This is a genomic window from Congregibacter sp. (assembly GCF_047617445.1).
Lineage (GTDB): Bacteria > Pseudomonadota > Gammaproteobacteria > Pseudomonadales > Halieaceae > Congregibacter.
Genome location: NZ_JBLGBE010000033.1, coordinates 1 through 16,595 on the forward strand (window position 1 = coordinate 1; position 16,595 = coordinate 16,595).

The window sequence follows — 16,595 nt, forward strand, 5'->3', positions numbered from 1 at the left end:
TCACCATGCTCACGGTCAAATCGCCCAGCACGGAGGCGAATGCGGTTAGCAACGCCACCACTAAAATGGCTACGAGGCTAAGGTGGTCAAAGCGCCCCGGAAGCAGACTCCAAATCACGACGCTTAGGATCGCTACCGCCAACACGCCTCCCCAGAAGCCTTCCCAGGTTTTCCCCGGACTCACTTGCGGAGACAATGCATGTCGACCAAAGGACTTGCCAGTAAAGTAGGCTCCGATATCTGCGGCGGCGACGATCATTACCAGCACCACCATAACGGCGCTTCGAGCTTCCGCATTTAACAGGTACAGGGCCGCAAACCAGGCTGGAACCAAAATCAACACGCCCATCACAGACCGCCCCAGACGGCTATTCCAAAGCCCCGCACTGGCAGGATAGGATTTCACCCAAAGAAGCGCAAAGCACCACCACAGGCAAGCAAGCCCTACTACAGGCTGAACCAGCTCTTGAGACAAGTTCCGTCCATCGCCGGCATAGCGGTAGAGCGCGCCGGCACAGGCGACAACGAGTATCACGTAAAGGACTTTTGTTCGAATATGGGTGAGACCCGCCAACGACGTCCATTCCCAGGCACCCAAAGCAATAATGACAACAAAGATTGCAGCCAGTGCCCAGCTTGGGAGCCAATAGGCGCCCGCCAAAAATAAGGTAGCCATAGGTATGGCGGTCAAAATTCGCTGTTTAAGCATCCAAGGACCCACCGGACACAATGCCCTCGGGCTCGCCACGGCCGCCAAATCGTCGTTCGCGTTTGCCGTAATCTGCCAGCGCGCGCGCAAACTCCAGCTCACCAAAATCGGGCCAAAGTACCGGCGTAAAATAGAACTCACTATACGCAAAGTCCCACAACAGGAAGTTGCTGATTCGCGCATCTCCTCCGGTTCTGATGCACAGATCCGGACGCGGAAACTCACCCAGGGACAAGGTCCTTTGTATCAGTTCAGGGGTGATTTCTTCGGGCGCTAAATCACCCTTCTGACAGCGTTGTGCCAACACCTGCGCGGTTCTCGTGATATCCCATTGACCACCGTAATCTACCGCAATAATGACCGTTGCCGCGGTGTTGCCTGCTGTCACGGTCTCGGCATGGGCGATTAGCCGTTGCAAACCCGCACTGAAGCGGCTGCGTTGACCAATGAAGTGTAAGCGTACGTTATCCTGGTGCAGTTGCTTTGCTTCGGTGCGCAGATAACGGGACAAGAGCGCCAATAACGCTCTAACCTCTGGGAGTGGTCGAGTCCAGTTCTCCGAACTGAAGGCGAACAAGGTGAGAACCTCGACGCCATGCTCACGACAAGCTCTCATCACCCCACGGACTGCTTCGACGCCGGCACGGTGTCCCGCTACGCCGGACAGCGAATGCTGTCGCGCCCAGCGATTGTTGCCATCCATAATGATAGCAACGTGTCGCGGCGTCTGAACATTCGACGGCCGCGAGTTGGGCTCTGCTACTGTTCCATTATTAGAAACCATGGGCGCTCAGATTTCGAGAAGATCCGCTTCTTTTGCCGTCAGCATTTGATCAACGCGGGCAACAAAACTATCCGTGAGCTTTTGCACCTGGTCCTGACCACGGCGCTCATCGTCTTCGCCTATCTCTTTGTCTTTCACAAGCTCTTTCAGCATGCCCATGGCATCCCTGCGGGCATTGCGCACAGATACTCGTGCCGCCTCGGCTTCGCTGCGCGCCTGCTTAATATATCCCTTGCGCGTCTCTTCAGTCAGCGCCGGCATAGGAATACGAATAACCTCCCCTGCTGTCGCCGGATTCAAGCCAAGGTTGGACTTCATGATGGCGCGCTCAACATCCGGAATCATAGAACGATCCCAGACGGTGAGAGACAAGGTTCGCGCGTCTTCGACATTGACATTGGCGACTTGACTCAGCGGTGTATCGGAACCGTAATAGGACACCTTAACGCCGTCGAGCAAGCTCGGATGCGCCCGGCCGGTACGAATCTTGTTAAAGTTTGTGCCGAGTGCTTCCAGGCTGTTCTTCATCCGGGAATCGGCTTCTTTACGAATATCTTCGAGCACTGCTGCTCCTCCAAAATATAACGGTTTATTCTATCAGCGTTCCGTCATCGCCCCCGCGGACGATGTTAAGTAAAGCACCGGCTTTATCCATCTTGAAAACCCGTAAAGGAATACGGTGATCACGACACAGGCAAATAGCCGTCAGGTCCATCACTTCAAGTTTAAGGTCGAGGACCTCATCATAGGTTAAACGGTCATAACGGACGGCGTCCGGGTCTTTCATCGGATCAGAGGAGTACACGCCATCCACTTTTGTTGCTTTGAGCACCACCTCCGCCTCTACCTCGATACCTCGCAGACAAGCCGCGGAATCGGTGGTGAACATGGGATTACCGGTTCCGGCACAGAAAATAACAACATCACCGTTCGACAGCGCGCGGATCGCCTTTCTTCGGTCGTAGTGATCAACCACGCCACTCATGGGAATGGATGACATAACCTGCGTAGCGATGTTGGAGCGCTCCAATGCATCACGCAGCGCAAGGGCGTTCATTACCGTCGCCAGCATTCCCATATGGTCCCCGGTCACGCGATCAAGACCGGCTGCCTGTAAAGCCGCACCCCGAAACAAGTTTCCGCCACCGACAACCAGCCCTATCTGCACACCGATACCGACCAGTTGCCCAATCTCCAGAGCCATCTGATCGAGTATTTTCGGGTCTATGCCAAAGCGCTCACTGCCTGTCAGAGCCTCACCGCTCAACTTCAGCAAAATCCGTTTGTACTTCTTCTCGACGCTTGTCTTACTCATGAAAGTCCCTCCCAACGCGCAAGTCTACTAAAAATACTGACCCGCGCGGTGCAGAATCCGCCTCGCAGATACAAAAAACGGGGCCTGAGCCCCGTTTCAATGTTCTGAATTCCAATCAGCCCTTCAACTGAGCTGCGACTTCAGCCGCAAAATCCACAGTTTCGACCTCGATCCCCTCTCCCACTTCAAAGCGCGAGAAAGAAACTACCGCGGCACCAGCACTGCTTACGAGCTTGCCAACGGTCATATCAGGGTCTTTTACAAACGCCTGATCAATCAAACTGTTTTCCGCGAGGAACTTCTTGATTCGACCGCCAATCATCTTTTCGACGATTTCCGGTGGCTTACCAGAATCCAGAGCTTGCGCTGTATAGATCTCTTTCTCTTTCTCGACCAGTTCTGCCGGCATATCGGAAGACTGGACAACCTGCGGATTAATCGCAGCCACATGCATCGCAACGTCTCGCGCCAAATCCTGATCACCTGACTGGAGCTCTACCAGCACGGCGATGCGACTATTGCCGTGTACATAGGCACCCACAACGCCATCTTCAGCACTCGTCAAGGCGACACGCCTCACGCTGATGTTTTCACCAATCTTTTGAACCAGCGCTTCTCGAGCCTGCTCAAGACCATCGGCCATGAGCGCGGCAACCTCAGTCTCTCGAGTTTCAAAAGCACGATCAACGACTTGTGAGACAAAACCTAGAAAACCTTCGTCCCGGGCGGCAAAATCAGTTTCGCTGTTGACTTCGACCAGCACACCGTAGCTGCCGTCATCGGCAACGCGTGCAACAACGACTCCGTCCGCTGCGGTACGACCGGCTTTTTTAGCCGCCTTCATACCACTGGACTTACGCAGCTCTTCGATGGCGGCATCAATATCACCATTAGCCGCACTCAGTGCTCTTTTGCACTCGAGTAGACCGAGACCTGTGCGCTCACGGAGTTCCTTAACCTGTGAAGCTGACATGCAATACTCTCCCGTAGGGGCGCCGCCTCACGGCGCCCGGTTGGATCTTCATTTAACGATGGATAATCTGACCGAAGCCAGCGATCAGGCGTCGGTAGCTTTGACTTCTTCCGCCGCAGCCGGCTCAACCGGCTCAACCGGAGCAGCCTCGGCAGCAACGGGTTCAGCAATAGGTTCAGCAATAGGCTCAGCAGTAGCGGGCTCGGCGGCTGCCGCTTCCTCTACAAACTCATCCGTTGCTGTCGGCACAGGGCCGCCAGCTTCTACCTTGCCAGCGATGCAAGCATCGGCAACAGCTGTCACATACAGCCTGATCGCGCGGATTGCGTCGTCGTTACCGGGAATTACGTAATCAACGCCGTCCGGGTCACTGTTGGTATCGACAACACCGATAACGGGGATGCCCAGCTTGTTAGCCTCCGTGATCGCAATACGCTCGTGGTCAACGTCGATTACAAACAGCGCGTCGGGAAGACCGCCCATATCCTTGATGCCGCCAATGCTGCGCTCAAGCTTTTCCATCTGACGAGCACGCATCAGCGCTTCTTTCTTGGTGAGCGCCGCAAAAGTGCCATCAGACTGTTGTGCTTCAAGTTCACGCAAGCGTTTGATCGATGCGCGGATAGTCTTGTAGTTGGTGAGCATACCGCCCAACCAACGGTGGCTGACGTAGGGCATACCGGCGCGTTCCGCCTGCTCCTTCATAATCTTGCCTGCCGCACGCTTGGTGCCAACAAACATGATCTTGTTTTTGGAAGCGGTTAAGCGCTTAACCATAACCAGCGCTTCATTGAACGCAGGTACAGTGTACTCAAGGTTGATAATGTGGATTTTGTTACGGTCGCCAAAAATATACTGGCCCATCTTGGGATTCCAGTAACGGGTCTGGTGGCCAAAGTGTGCTCCTGCCTGGAGCAGGTCGCGCATGCTTACCTGTGACATAAATTACCTAATTTTTTAACGGGTTAGTCTTCCGTACACCCCAGCTGCAAACCCCTTAAACGCTCTGTTTCGCGCGTCTTGAGGGCACCCTGCAGAAGGTTGTGGCATGCGGGCGTCATTAGCCGGTTGGAATACACCCCAAATACGGCGGCGCGCTTTATAGCATAAGCGGCCTCGCAACTCCAGAAAAACCGTTGACCGGGTGCTCGAGAGCCCGAGTTAGGCTACAATGCCGGGTTTTTGCCCTAGGTCACATATTCGGTCCACGGCCTTCCAACGCTAAAGAGTCACCCATGTCTGTATCGATCAAAAGCGAAGAAGAGTTCGCCAAAATGCGCGTCGCCGGCGCTATGGCCGCCGACGTCCTGGAAATGATCCGCCCTCACGCTGTTCCCGGCGTGACCACCGGTGAGTTGGACCAGATCTGCCACGAATACATAACCGGTAAACTGGACGCGATACCCGCGCCGCTTAACTACAACGGCTTCCCAAAGTCTATTTGCACATCAGTCAATGAAGTTGTGTGTCACGGTATCCCATCGGATGGCAAAAAGCTTCGTAGCGGTGACATCATAAATATCGACGTCACCGTTATTAAAGATGGGTATCACGGCGATACCAGCATTATGGTGGGCGTCGGTGACGTGCCGGCACACGCCGAGCGACTTATGCAGATCACTCAAGAATGTCTATATAAGGCGATAGCCCTAGTGCGACCGGGCGCGCGCCTGGGTGATATCGGGAGCGTCATTCAGCAGTATGCCGAGAGTAATTACTATTCCGTTGTCCGGGAATACTGTGGTCACGGTATTGGTAGGGTTTTTCATGAGGACCCCCAGGTTTTGCATTACGGGCGCCCAAACACCGGGCTCATTTTGCAACCGGGAATGACCTTTACCATCGAACCCATGATTAACGCCGGAAAACGCCACACCAAACTCAACGCGAGGGATGGTTGGACGGTAACCACCAAGGATGGTCGTCTCTCTGCACAGTGGGAGCACTCCTTGGGTGTCACCGAAGACGGTTGCGAGATTTTCACTCGCCGCAGTGACGAGATAGTTTAGTCGCTCGTGGTCGCTGTCGTCGTGGAGACCCCCTCTGTAATCAGCCTTTCTAAGCTTCTTGACGAGCAGGAAGAAAAAGAACTGATTCCAGCGCTGCGTGACGCTCTTCAGCGCGCTTCGCAGCAACTTGACAAAGACTTTCGGGAGGGACGAAGCGCCGGAGACTTACTCCGGGCCAGAGCCGCATTGATCGATGATTTGCTCCGCCATGCATGGGGAAAAATGAAGCTTCCAAGCACCCAGATAGCACTCATTGCGGTAGGGGGCTATGGTCGCGGGGAGCTACATCCTCATTCGGACATAGACCTACTGATACTCCGCGCTGGCGACAACGAAGCGGACAACAGCCGCCTCGAGAACTTTCTGACGCTGCTGTGGGATCTGGGGCTACAGATAGGCCACAGCGTTCGCAGCGTCGACGAATGCATTACTGTGGCTCAGGACGATATCACCGTGCTGACAAACCTCATTGAAGCTCGGCTATTACTCGGTCAGCAGGCACTCCTCGACGCCGTAGCGCAGGGGACACAAGACACTCAGATGTGGCCGCCGGAAACATTCTTTCGCGCCAAACTGACAGAGCAGGAAGCTCGTCACGCGAAGTTCGGTGACACAGAGTACAGCCTCGAACCCAATGTAAAGGGCTCTCCGGGGGGGCTTCGAGATCTGCAATTGATCGGCTGGCTGGCCCAGAGACACTTTGGCTGGCGGTCTGCTGCAGAACTCACCGACAACCAGTTCCTAACCGAGGCCGAAGCCACCACCATTATTCACGGTCAAGAATTTCTTTGGCGCGTGCGCTACGCCCTGCACATGATCACGCGCCGGGAAGAAGACCGCCTGCTGTTCGACCACCAACGAGAATTAGCTAAAATATGGGGCTTTGTAGACGGTGACAAGCTAGCGGTAGAGCAGTTTATGCAGCTCTACTACCGGTGGGCATTGGCACTATCCCAGTTAAACGAAGTTCTGATGCTCAGCTTTGATCAGGCGGTACTCCAGGCGGGAACCCCCGATGTAGTTGTAGATATCAACAGCTGGTTTGAGCTTAGGAACGGTTATATAAGCGCCAAACGTGACAGCATTTTCGAAGAGTTCCCCGGGGCGCTGTTGGAGGTTTTTCTGCACGCGGGCAACAACCCACAAGCACTGGGAATTGCCGCAGAAACTATTCGACTTATTCGCGAGAACCGACATCGTATTGACGATGAATTCCGCCGTAACACGCAGCACAAGCAAATGTTCATTGAAGTACTGCGCTCTAACAATCGCCTCACGCGACAGCTTCGACGAATGTCACGCTACGGCATCCTGGGACGCTACCTACCCGCCTATGGGAAAATCGTGGGGCAAATGCAGCATGATCTGTTCCATAGCTACACCGTCGACGCACACACTCTCCAGGTGATCGAAAACATACGCCGTTTTCTGAAACCAGAAAACGACGAGCGATTTCCTGTCACAAGTCGGGTTGCGCGCCGCCTGCCGAAGATAGAACTGCTGTACATCGCGGGCTTGTTTCACGATATCGGCAAAGGGCGAGGCGGAGATCACTCTGAACTTGGCGCAGTGGACGCAAGAAATTTCTGCGAGGAGCACGGCCTTGGCCGTCGAGACACCAACCTTGTAGAGTGGTTGGTGCGCAATCATCTGTTTATGTCAGCGGTTTCTCAGCGCAAAGACATCTCAGACCCCGATGTGGTGCAGGAGTTTGCGCAACACGTTGGCGACCAGCATCGTCTTGATTATCTGTTCGCATTAACGGTCGCCGACATCAATGGCACCAACCCCAAACTTTGGAACGCTTGGCGTGGCAGTTTGCTGCGTCAGCTCTATACGGAAAGCAAACGCGCGCTTCGCCGGGGACTAGAAAACCCTGTGGACAAGCAGGAATGGATTCAGGAAACCCGTGAGGCGGCGGCGAAACTTCTCGAGTATCGAGGCTTTACGGACGGCGAACTCACTACCCTTTGGCAAGAGCGTGGTGAGGATTATTTTCTCCGAGAGAGAGCTGAGGATATCGCCTGGCATACCGAAGCTATTGCGGGGCACCAGGACAGGAACCATCCGCTCGTTCTTGTTCGTAACGGTGTGGAATCGAGTGTCGCGAATACGACTCAGATATTCATCTACGCCAGATTTGATATTGGCGCGTTTTCACGCAGCTGTTCACGACTCGAGCAGCTAAATCTGAGCATTCATGATGCACGGATTTACCACGGCCGAGACGGCATGAGCCTGGACACTTATTACGTACTGGATTCCAGCGGTGAGTCTGTAGATGACGTCGATCGCCTGCGTCATATCACCAGTTATCTCAGTGATAAGCTATCGCCGGAAACAAATACCAATAGCATTCCATCTCGACTTACTCCGCGACGAGTCCGCTCATTCCAGCTCGACACGGAAACCACTATGCGTGTCGATCCTGCACGTGAAGTGTCGGTTTTAGAAGTCATCTCTCTGGATCGCCCCGGTTTACTGGCGCGGATTGGTGAGGTTTTCGTCGAGTTTGGCGTGATTTGTGAAGCGGCCAAAATTCAGACGCTTGGAGAACGCGTGGAAGACGTATTCTTTGTCACGGACCTGCAGCGCCAACCCATTCTCGATGCGGCACTCGCAGAGCGGATTCAGCTCTCTATTCGAAACAAGCTCGATGCCCAAGAGGCCGCTTAAAGTGAATCCGGATATTGCCCTACTAAACCCCTATCCATTTGAACGTCTTGCAACACTGCTAGACGGTGTCTCGCCACCCAAAGACAAGGACTTACTGAAACTGTCTGTTGGCGAACCCCAGCACGCCCCTCCTGCAATCGTTATGACTGCGATCGCCGAAAACCTCGACCTTTTGGCGAAGTACCCCGTGACTCGCGGGGACATTGCCCTGCGGGAGGCGCAGGCCCTGTGGCTGAGTAAACGTCATGGCTTGCCACTATTGGATCCGAATAGACAGGTGCTACCCGTTAACGGCACGCGAGAAGCGCTATTTGCCATTGCCCAAACCTGTGTTGGGCGTCAGCAAGGCGCTTTGGTGGGCTGCCCAAATCCTTTCTATCAAATCTACGAGGGCGCTGCACTTCTGGCCGGTGCCCAAACCTTATTACTGAACACCGAAGAAGACGCAGGATTTCTTCCTGATCCCGACGCTGTAGGCGACAAGGATTGGGATGCGATGCAACTGCTGTACCTCTGCTCCCCGGGAAACCCCGCTGGCGCGGTAATGGATAAAGCGCTTTTGCAGCGCTTCATCGAGAAGGCACAGCGCCATAACGTCGTGCTTGTCTCTGACGAATGTTACTCGGAGATTTATCCCGACGAGTCCGCACCACCGACGGGGCTGCTGGCTGCCTGCACAGACATGGGGCTGGACGACTATCGCAATTGCATCAGCATGCACTCCTTGTCAAAACGCTCCAATCTCCCCGGTATGCGCTCGGGCTTTGCCGCTGGAGACGCACGCATCATGGCTGAGTTCTTGCGCTATCGCGGCTACCACGGCTCCGCGATGCCACCTCACCATCAGCTAGCAAGCACCATTGCCTGGGGAGACGAGCAGCATGTCCTGATCAATCGTGATCGTTACCGGGAGAAATTTACTGCCGTGCGCGATATTCTCGAGCCGGTATTAGCGCTTAACAAGCCTGGTGGCGCCTTCTATCTCTGGCCGAAAGTACCCATAGATGACGCAAGCTTTACCCGGCGTCTGTATGCCGAGGCCGGCGTGTTGGTACTGCCAGGCAGTTATCTTGGGCGTGATGTCAATGCTGCAAACCCCGGTAGCGGGCGTGTCCGTATGGCTCTCGTCGCTGAACTGGCAGACTGCGTGGAAGCCGCGCAGCGCATCGCAGAGTTCGTGCGCACACTCTGATGCTAAGCTTCTAGTTCCAATCCCGTGAATCCAGTCAGCTCATGTTAAAAGCCGAACGTGCCCGCTACATTCTGCAAAGGCTGCAGGAGCTGTACCCCGAAACACCAGTCCCTCTCGATCACAGCGACCCTTTTACTCTGCTCGTTGCTGTCCTTCTCAGCGCGCAGTGCACCGACGAACGCGTCAATCAGGTAACGCCGGCATTGTTTGCTCGTGCTGCAACACCCCAGGTCATGCTTGGGCTGTCAGTAGAGGAAATCCGGGGATACATTCGACCCTGCGGACTGTCGCCTCAAAAAGCCAAAGCCATTGCTGGACTTTCTAGAATCTTGATTGAAGAACACGATTCCCTAGTCCCGCAAGACATGGAGGCTCTGGAGCGCTTGCCGGGTGTGGGCCACAAAACGGCCAGTGTCGTGATGTCTCAGGCCTTTGGTGTGCCGGCATTTCCCGTAGATACCCACATCCACCGATTGGCCCAGCGCTGGGGTCTAAGTTCCGGAAAAAACGTCGTTCAAACAGAGCGCGACCTCAAAAAACTGTTCCCCCGAGAACATTGGAACCGCCTCCACCTACAAATCATTTTCTACGGCCGAGAGTTCTGCAGCGCTCGAGGCTGCGATGGGCGCGTCTGCGAAATCTGTAAGTACTGCTATCCCGATCGAAAGAGTCCCAAGCGTACCCACAAAGCCTGAGGATATTTGCTATATTCCCCGCCCTTTTGCAGGGGTGATCATTATGGCTCTCACGCTCTACGGCATCAGTAACTGCGACACGGTTCGTAAAGCTCGGCACTGGCTGGACACAGCCGAAGTCGAGTATCGCTTTCACGACTTTCGCCAGGACGGTCTGGACAGTGCGACGGTTGAGCGCTGGCTCAGTTCTCGGGAGTGGGACGGCGTCATCAATCGGCGTAGCACGAGCTGGAAAGCGCTGTCTGCGCACGATAGGGCGAGTATGAACGCTGGGCATGCAGTAGCGGCGGCTGTTGCTGCGCCGACACTCATCAAGCGACCTGTCCTGGAAGATGATGGTCTGCTGGAGTTTGGATTTAGTGAATCGCGCTACGCAACGCTGCTGAGCTGACGCTGGCTGCCAATACTTAGAGGAGAATTAAATATGGATGCATACGCACTGGGATTGGGGCTGGGAACCCGGGATCGGGAAGGCAATTGGCTGGACGTGTTTTTTCCTAAGCCGATCCTCAATCCTGACTCTTCGCTCATCGCCTGTTTCGGCCAGCATGCATCAGATTTAATTCTGACCGCTGACGACCTTTTAGCGATAGCAAGCGAGTGCGATGCCTCTGGCCATGCCGACATTGCCGCACTGGCGCGCCAACTAGCAGGCAGCGATCAACCCGCCGTCGCGGTGTGTTTAAAAACCGATTCCGCGCCTGAGACGGTTCCCGCGGCGTACCTGAAACTGCATCTACTGTCACACAGACTGGTGCTTCCTCAGCAGACCGTGCTTCAGGGTGTGTTTGGCGTACTGCCCAATGTTGCCTGGACCGACCGAGGCGCCATCGCCTTAAGTGAATTGGCAGAACAGCAACTGAATGCTCGCCTACGTGGCGAAGTTCTGGAAGTGAGCTGCATCGACAAGTTCCCCAAGATGACCAACTACGTCGTACCAAGCGGCGTACGCATTGCGCACACAGCGCGAGTGCGTCTGGGCGCTTATGTAGGCGAAGGTACCACGGTGATGCATGAAGGCTTCATCAACTTCAATGCGGGAACCATCGGACCCGGCATGATCGAAGGCCGGGTTTCCGCAGGCGTGCTCGTGGGTGCTGATTCAGATTTGGGTGGCGGCAGTTCCACCATGGGCACCCTTTCCGGGGGCGGCAACATCATTATTTCTGTGGGCAAGCAGTGCCTCATCGGCGCCAATGCCGGTATTGGCATCCCCTTGGGTGACCGCTGTATCGTCGAATCCGGTTTGTACGTGACCTCCGGCACGAAGGTAACCATGCTCGACGCTAGCGGCACCGTCACGGAAACTCTCGCCGCACGGCAGCTGCAAGGCCTGTCCGACCTGCTTTTCCGTCGTAACAGTCTCAATGGCGCTGTCGAGTGCCTCACCAACAAGACCTCGGTTCAGCTCAACGCCGAACTGCATGCCAACGACTGATATGACTGACACTGAGCGCACTCTCAAACTTGCCTGCGAGCTCATCGCCCGGGCTTCTGTCACACCGGAAGATGCCGGCTGCCAAACGCTAATAATGCAGCGACTTGAGGCTCTGGGCTTTCGCTGCACGCCTCTGCCCTTTGATGACACCCAAAATTTTTGGGCCGAGTGGGGAAACATCGGGCCGCTGCTGGTTTTTGCCGGGCATACCGATGTAGTTCCCCCGGGACCTGAGAGTGAATGGGAGAGCGATCCCTTTGTCCCCACTATTCGCGACGGCCTGCTGTATGGACGTGGCGCTGCGGATATGAAGGGCAGTCTGGCGGCAATGGTTACCGCCTGTGAGGACTTTCTCACAAACCATAAGCCTAGGGAGGGACGTATTGGCTTTCTTATCACGTCGGATGAAGAAGGCCCCGCAACGAACGGTACCGTGCGTGTCATGGAATGGTTGGCAGAACGCGGTATCAACATCGACTATTGCATAGTGGGTGAGCCCTCTAGCAGTAAGGTTCTGGGCGATACCATCAAAAACGGCCGGCGGGGATCCTTAAACGGCATTCTCAAGATTCACGGACGTCAGGGTCATGTCGCATACCCTCAGCATGCCGATAATCCCCTGCACCGAGCACTTCCGGCACTTGGGGAGCTTGTCACTCGCCAGTGGGATGAAGGGAATGAGTACTTTCCGGCCACCAGTTTCCAGATCACCAATATGCATGCCGGAACCGGTGCCACGAATGTCATTCCCGGACATGTCGATCTATGGCTTAACTTTCGCTTCTCTACGGAACAGACCTCAGAGAGCTTGCGAGAGGCCGTCGAGCAGACGCTGGCTGCTCACTCTGTGAAGGCTGATACCCATTGGACCTTAAGTGGGGAGCCGTTTATCACGGGTGAAGGCGCGCTCACTGACGCCTGCCGCGCTGCCGTTCTGGACGTTGATGGCGTGCAAACCGAGCTCTCCACCAGCGGCGGCACTTCTGATGGCCGTTTTATCGCACCCTACGGTGTTCAACTGGTGGAGCTCGGTCCCATCAACGCCAGCATCCACCGCGTCAACGAACATGTGCGTGTGGATGACCTGCCAAGGCTTGCGGCAATGTATGAGGGTATTCTCAGGCGCTTGCTACCCAAGAGTTAGCTCGGGTAGTGCAAGTCAGCGCGAAGCGCATCCATCTCTCGGGCCACGACCTTGCGATTGTGCTCTCCCGAGACTAGCAGCCACTGATCCGCGTCGTCAGTGATTGCCGCGAGGCTTTCCGCGACGACGGTATCCGCATCCATCCAGAGCTTCTCTGGCACGATATTTACGTCAAAGTCCTTCATCGTGTCGCGACTATGAATCTCTGAACGCGTATAGCCTGGACAAAGGCACTGCATTCGAATGCCATTGCCCTTGAGCTCTTGACGCAGAGCTCGCGTAAAACTCACCAGAAAGGCTTTCGTAGCCCCGTAGACGGCGACATTCGGAGTGCTGACCAATCCTGCTACCGACGCAACGTTAATCACGGCGCCACTACCTTGTTCAATCATCGCAGGTAGCGCTGCGCGGGTAAGCACCATGGTCGCCTCGCTATGCAGGCGCAGCATGCCAAGCTCATCATCCAGATCACTGCTTGCATAGGGCCCAATGGTCGAATAACCCGCATTGTTAATCAATAAATCTAACGCGGGGCCCTGTCGAATAGCCTCCACGACCCGAGCCTGACCCTCAACCGTGGCCAGATCAGCCTCAACTGTTTCGACGGTGCATTGTCCCGCCAGGCTTTCCGCAAGCTCGCGAAGCCTGTCGCCCCGCCGGGCAACTACCAGCATGCTGTCACAGCGTTCCGCCAGCTGCTTAACATAGGAATCTCCCAGACCGGCCGATGCACCGGTAATCAACGCGCGAAAACTTTTACTCACTATCACTCTTCCTTATCGTTAACATTCAAAAAGTCCGCGCTCCTAAGAGACGGGATAGACATCAAAGCGCACCGATTTTCCAGTCAGGCAGTGTCCCGGTGCTGGCCCAGGGATCACAGGCGCACGCCGAGGGCGCTTGACCACCACTCGGCGAATCTTCTGGGCTCTAGCCCAAGCCAAAAGAGCTGCGTCCTGATCATCCCCAGTCCCGCTTTCCAATAATGCCTGCGCGCTCTGTGATCGCGCGTCTAAATCAGTATCCGTATCGTCAAATGCCAGAAGCTGGTGCAGGATCTGCATTTCTTTGCCAGGCGCGGCGCGACGATCAAGGGGAAACATGGGATCGAGATAAATCACTTCCACATCGCGCAGGGCAGACACATCCAAGTCTTTTGCGTCACCACTGAGCAGCGCCATTTTCGCTACCACCAAAGCGAGCCACTCATCTTCAGAGGCCGCTGCTCGTACCAACGCCTCCTGAAACAACAGAGCCATAATGGGGTCTCGCTCGCAGACCGTTACTTGGCAGCCAAGATCCGCGAGGAGAAACGCGTCACGACCATAGCCACCCGTGGCATCAAGAATCCCGGGGGCATGTGCCTGCTTCCAGCCCACCGCCTTGCCCAACAACTCGTTGTGTCCCGCACGACGCCGGTTAGCCATGGATTTATCTGCAAAGTCGATGGTCACAGCGCCGGGAACATTACGACCTGTCATCTGAAGAGAGGGAACACCATCTACCAAGTGCAAGATTCCGCGACCCCCTTCCAGATCCCGGGATCGGGTCGCCTGGTCCAACAATGGAATATCAAACTGCTCGGCAATCTCTTTTGCGCGATGCCTGTCTTCCAAAGACGCCGCTACTACACCCACCAGGAATCGGATTTGCCATTCCCTCTCGGTTGATACTTGTCGCGTGCATCACTGCATTCTTCAGGCGTCATCCCCAAGGTGATACTGGTATCTTCGAACTCCAGCTCGCCCTGCCAATTAAAAGCGTGATGCTTGATGCCGTGCTTGTCTGTAATGGTCACATCCAAGGGCTGCCCGGTGTCGTCCCCGGAGGCGTCTCGCGACAACCAGCTACGCAGCGCGCGCAGAGGCTTACCCATAAGCGTAAGGCCTTCGAGTGCCTTCGCGGCTTCTTCGCAGGCCTGAACAAATTCCGCACTACCGTGCTCCTGTCCCGCGCAAGCTCCAAAATCACCCAGCATCACCTGCCCGGGCAGGGTCTTTTCGAGAATTCGAGCCAGCTCAATCGTTACATCGCCCACGATGTAGCTAAGCACCGTCGGGTTCACACCTTCTGCCTGATAGAGCTCGTAGTGGCTTCCAATGTGAAATGCCGCGCGCACGACAGGCACCGTATTCCCGCGAGAAGCAGCACGAGCCAAGCTGTTATCCGCCAGTACAAGCTGCAGGAAAAGAAACAACTCTTGATCCGATTGGGGATGATTATCGCGGTTCCAGACGTAATAACCGTCACCGGTAGTAGTGCGCGCAAAGTTGATTTCCATGCCCCGCGCCGCCAGCTTGTTGTATACGGAATTCATTGAATACGACAGGCTGTTTAACTGGCTCGCCTGCTCAAAGGAGCTGAACAGGGAGAAATCGGCGATATCAAAAAGCAGAACCCCTCTACGCTCAACAAAACTCAGACCATAACGCCGTATGATCTCTTCGACGCCGCTCATCACCGAAATTGACTCATCAAGCGGATTTTCCAACTTGATAAAAGTTGGCGATACACCCAGTCGAACGGCTACCGCAAACAGCTCGTCACGGCTCTTGCGACGCCGTCCGGAGATCAATACACGTATGTAGTTTTCGTTTTCGTTAGCGGCCTCAGGATCGTCGCGATGAGCGCAGTAGTTACCCAAGAAGTAATGCGGAACAAAAATGACCAACAAGCCGCGCTCGTCGCCGCACCAGCAAAGCACAATACTCTGCCCAAGACGCCACTGCTTGCGCAGGGTCTTCTCAAGACTCTGCAGGTTCCCTCGCTGCACGATACTGATGGGATCTTTAGACACGGGCGCCTCGTAAAAAGTGAGCGGCAACAGTATGCACTTTTGCCGGCGTAGGGTGCCAGTGGGTGAATTTAGACCGGCTCATAAGAAGTATCCATCACCGTCTTTTGAGAAGCCTCAATCCAATCGAAGCCACTGGCCTGAGATGCCCATATCGTCTTTGCCAGCAAATTCGGGTGGGTTTGGCGCAATTGGGTTTCGACGGCGTCTCGACTGTTGTTCTTCTCGCTGATATGAGCGACCACGAGATGCTCCAGACGCTGCAAATTAAGCTGGCCCAGTAGCTCTGCAGCCTGGACGTTAGACAAGTGCCCCCAGTCACCACCGACGCGACGTTTCAGTGACATCGGATAAGGGCCTTCAGCCAACAGTTGACGGTCGTGATTGAATTCCAATAACAGGAGATCGCAATGATCGAAGGCGTCTCGAACGTGCGCGGTCACCGAGCCTAAGTCAGTCAGCACCCCGACGCGATGCTCAGCATGCTCAAAACAATACTGCACGGGCTCCCGGGCATCGTGAGGCACCGTGACTGCCTGGACCTTAAATGCCGCAATATGCAACTGAGTATCGCCGTTGAACAACCGTATTTGAGGGCAGTTGTTGATGCGACCACTAGCGAGTGTGCCATGAGTAAGGTACACCGGGATGTCGTAGTGCCTCGCGAGGCCCGCAACACCGCTACAGTGATCGCTATGTTCATGCGTCACCAGGATGGCATCCAAGCGGGCGAGGTCCACATGACGCTCTGCGGCTCGTCGCTGGATTTCCCGAAGGGTAAATCCACAATCGACCAGCACGCAGCTTTGCTCCGCTTGGATCAGGGTCGCGTTGCCTCGGCTGCCGCTACCCAAAGAAGCCATTCT

The 16,595-nt window shown here is 55.2% G+C and carries 16 protein-coding genes and 1 pseudogene; 7 read left to right on the forward strand and 10 right to left on the reverse strand.

The genetic code is table 11. From position 1 onward, the window contains the following. The 6 genes and pseudogenes from ACI9KD_RS09470 to rpsB all read right to left on the reverse strand — a co-directional run. The coding region (locus ACI9KD_RS09470; RefSeq protein ID WP_414980923.1) for a phosphatidate cytidylyltransferase at positions 1-709 on the reverse strand (709 nt) is incomplete at its 3' end. After that, on the reverse strand, positions 702-1,493 hold the full coding sequence (uppS, locus tag ACI9KD_RS09475; protein WP_414980924.1) for a polyprenyl diphosphate synthase: 792 nt from the start codon (positions 1,491-1,493) through the stop codon (positions 702-704). The genes uppS and ACI9KD_RS09470, both read right to left, overlap by 8 nt. A gap of 6 nt (positions 1,494-1,499) precedes the next feature. Beyond that, positions 1,500-2,057: a ribosome recycling factor gene (gene frr, locus ACI9KD_RS09480; protein WP_414980925.1), complete on the reverse strand. Its 558-nt coding sequence runs from the start codon at positions 2,055-2,057 to the stop codon at positions 1,500-1,502. Positions 2,058-2,082: 25 nt separating this feature from the next. Then, the gene (pyrH, locus tag ACI9KD_RS09485) at positions 2,083-2,808 is read right to left on the reverse strand and encodes a UMP kinase (protein WP_414980926.1); all 726 of its coding nucleotides are present in this window, start codon (positions 2,806-2,808) and stop codon (positions 2,083-2,085) included. Between the two features lie 115 nt (positions 2,809-2,923). Beyond that, positions 2,924-3,781 (reverse strand): translation elongation factor Ts, encoded by an 858-nt coding sequence (tsf, locus tag ACI9KD_RS09490; RefSeq protein ID WP_414980927.1) that lies wholly within the window; start codon positions 3,779-3,781, stop codon positions 2,924-2,926. A 219-nt stretch (positions 3,782-4,000) separates the two neighbouring features. Further along, positions 4,001-4,723: pseudogene (gene rpsB, locus ACI9KD_RS09495) on the reverse strand (30S ribosomal protein S2); the annotation flags it as partial. Between the two features lie 293 nt (positions 4,724-5,016). On the opposite strand from rpsB, the gene map reads away from it, so the two are divergent. From map to dapE, 7 genes are read left to right on the forward strand one after another with little or no spacing between them, the layout of a single operon-like run. Next, a complete protein-coding gene (gene map / locus ACI9KD_RS09500) occupies positions 5,017-5,790 on the forward strand; it encodes a type I methionyl aminopeptidase (RefSeq protein WP_414980928.1) in 774 nt (257 codons plus the stop codon). Positions 5,791-5,811: 21 nt separating this feature from the next. After that, positions 5,812-8,466 carry a [protein-PII] uridylyltransferase gene (gene glnD / locus ACI9KD_RS09505; RefSeq protein WP_414980929.1) on the forward strand — a complete coding sequence of 885 codons (2,655 nt, stop codon included), beginning with the start codon at positions 5,812-5,814 and terminating at the stop codon, positions 8,464-8,466. A gap of 1 nt (position 8,467) precedes the next feature. After that, positions 8,468-9,658, forward strand: coding sequence for a succinyldiaminopimelate transaminase (gene dapC / locus ACI9KD_RS09510; protein WP_414980930.1), 1,191 nt, complete (start codon positions 8,468-8,470; stop codon positions 9,656-9,658). Positions 9,659-9,699: 41 nt separating this feature from the next. Beyond that, positions 9,700-10,353, forward strand: a complete 654-nt coding sequence (gene nth, locus ACI9KD_RS09515) for an endonuclease III (RefSeq protein ID WP_414980931.1) — start codon at positions 9,700-9,702, stop codon at positions 10,351-10,353. Between the two features lie 43 nt (positions 10,354-10,396). After that, complete coding sequence (locus ACI9KD_RS09520) at positions 10,397-10,744, forward strand: Spx/MgsR family RNA polymerase-binding regulatory protein (protein ID WP_414980932.1); 348 nt, start codon at positions 10,397-10,399, stop codon at positions 10,742-10,744. Positions 10,745-10,777: 33 nt separating this feature from the next. Next, positions 10,778-11,791: a 2,3,4,5-tetrahydropyridine-2,6-dicarboxylate N-succinyltransferase gene (gene dapD / locus ACI9KD_RS09525; RefSeq protein WP_414980933.1), complete on the forward strand. Its 1,014-nt coding sequence runs from the start codon at positions 10,778-10,780 to the stop codon at positions 11,789-11,791. 1 nt (position 11,792) lies between these two features. Beyond that, entirely contained in the window at positions 11,793-12,935 is a 1,143-nt protein-coding gene (gene dapE, locus ACI9KD_RS09530; protein WP_414980934.1) for a succinyl-diaminopimelate desuccinylase, read from the forward strand. On the opposite strand, the gene ACI9KD_RS09535 is transcribed toward dapE, so the two are convergent. The 4 genes from ACI9KD_RS09535 to ACI9KD_RS09550 all read right to left on the reverse strand — a co-directional run bounded on the left by ACI9KD_RS09535 (position 12,932) and on the right by ACI9KD_RS09550 (position 16,592). Next, positions 12,932-13,699 (reverse strand): SDR family NAD(P)-dependent oxidoreductase, encoded by a 768-nt coding sequence (locus tag ACI9KD_RS09535; protein WP_414980935.1) that lies wholly within the window; start codon positions 13,697-13,699, stop codon positions 12,932-12,934. The genes dapE and ACI9KD_RS09535 overlap by 4 nt on opposite strands. Positions 13,700-13,741: 42 nt before the next feature. Beyond that, on the reverse strand, positions 13,742-14,572 hold the full coding sequence (locus tag ACI9KD_RS09540; protein WP_414980936.1) for a class I SAM-dependent methyltransferase: 831 nt from the start codon (positions 14,570-14,572) through the stop codon (positions 13,742-13,744). Next, positions 14,563-15,732 (reverse strand): hypothetical protein, encoded by a 1,170-nt coding sequence (locus ACI9KD_RS09545; RefSeq protein ID WP_414980937.1) that lies wholly within the window; start codon positions 15,730-15,732, stop codon positions 14,563-14,565. The genes ACI9KD_RS09540 and ACI9KD_RS09545 overlap by 10 nt, the downstream gene beginning before the upstream one ends. A 68-nt stretch (positions 15,733-15,800) precedes the next feature. Beyond that, entirely contained in the window at positions 15,801-16,592 is a 792-nt protein-coding gene (locus ACI9KD_RS09550) for an MBL fold metallo-hydrolase (protein WP_414980955.1), read from the reverse strand. Positions 16,593-16,595: the final 3 nt, after the last annotated feature.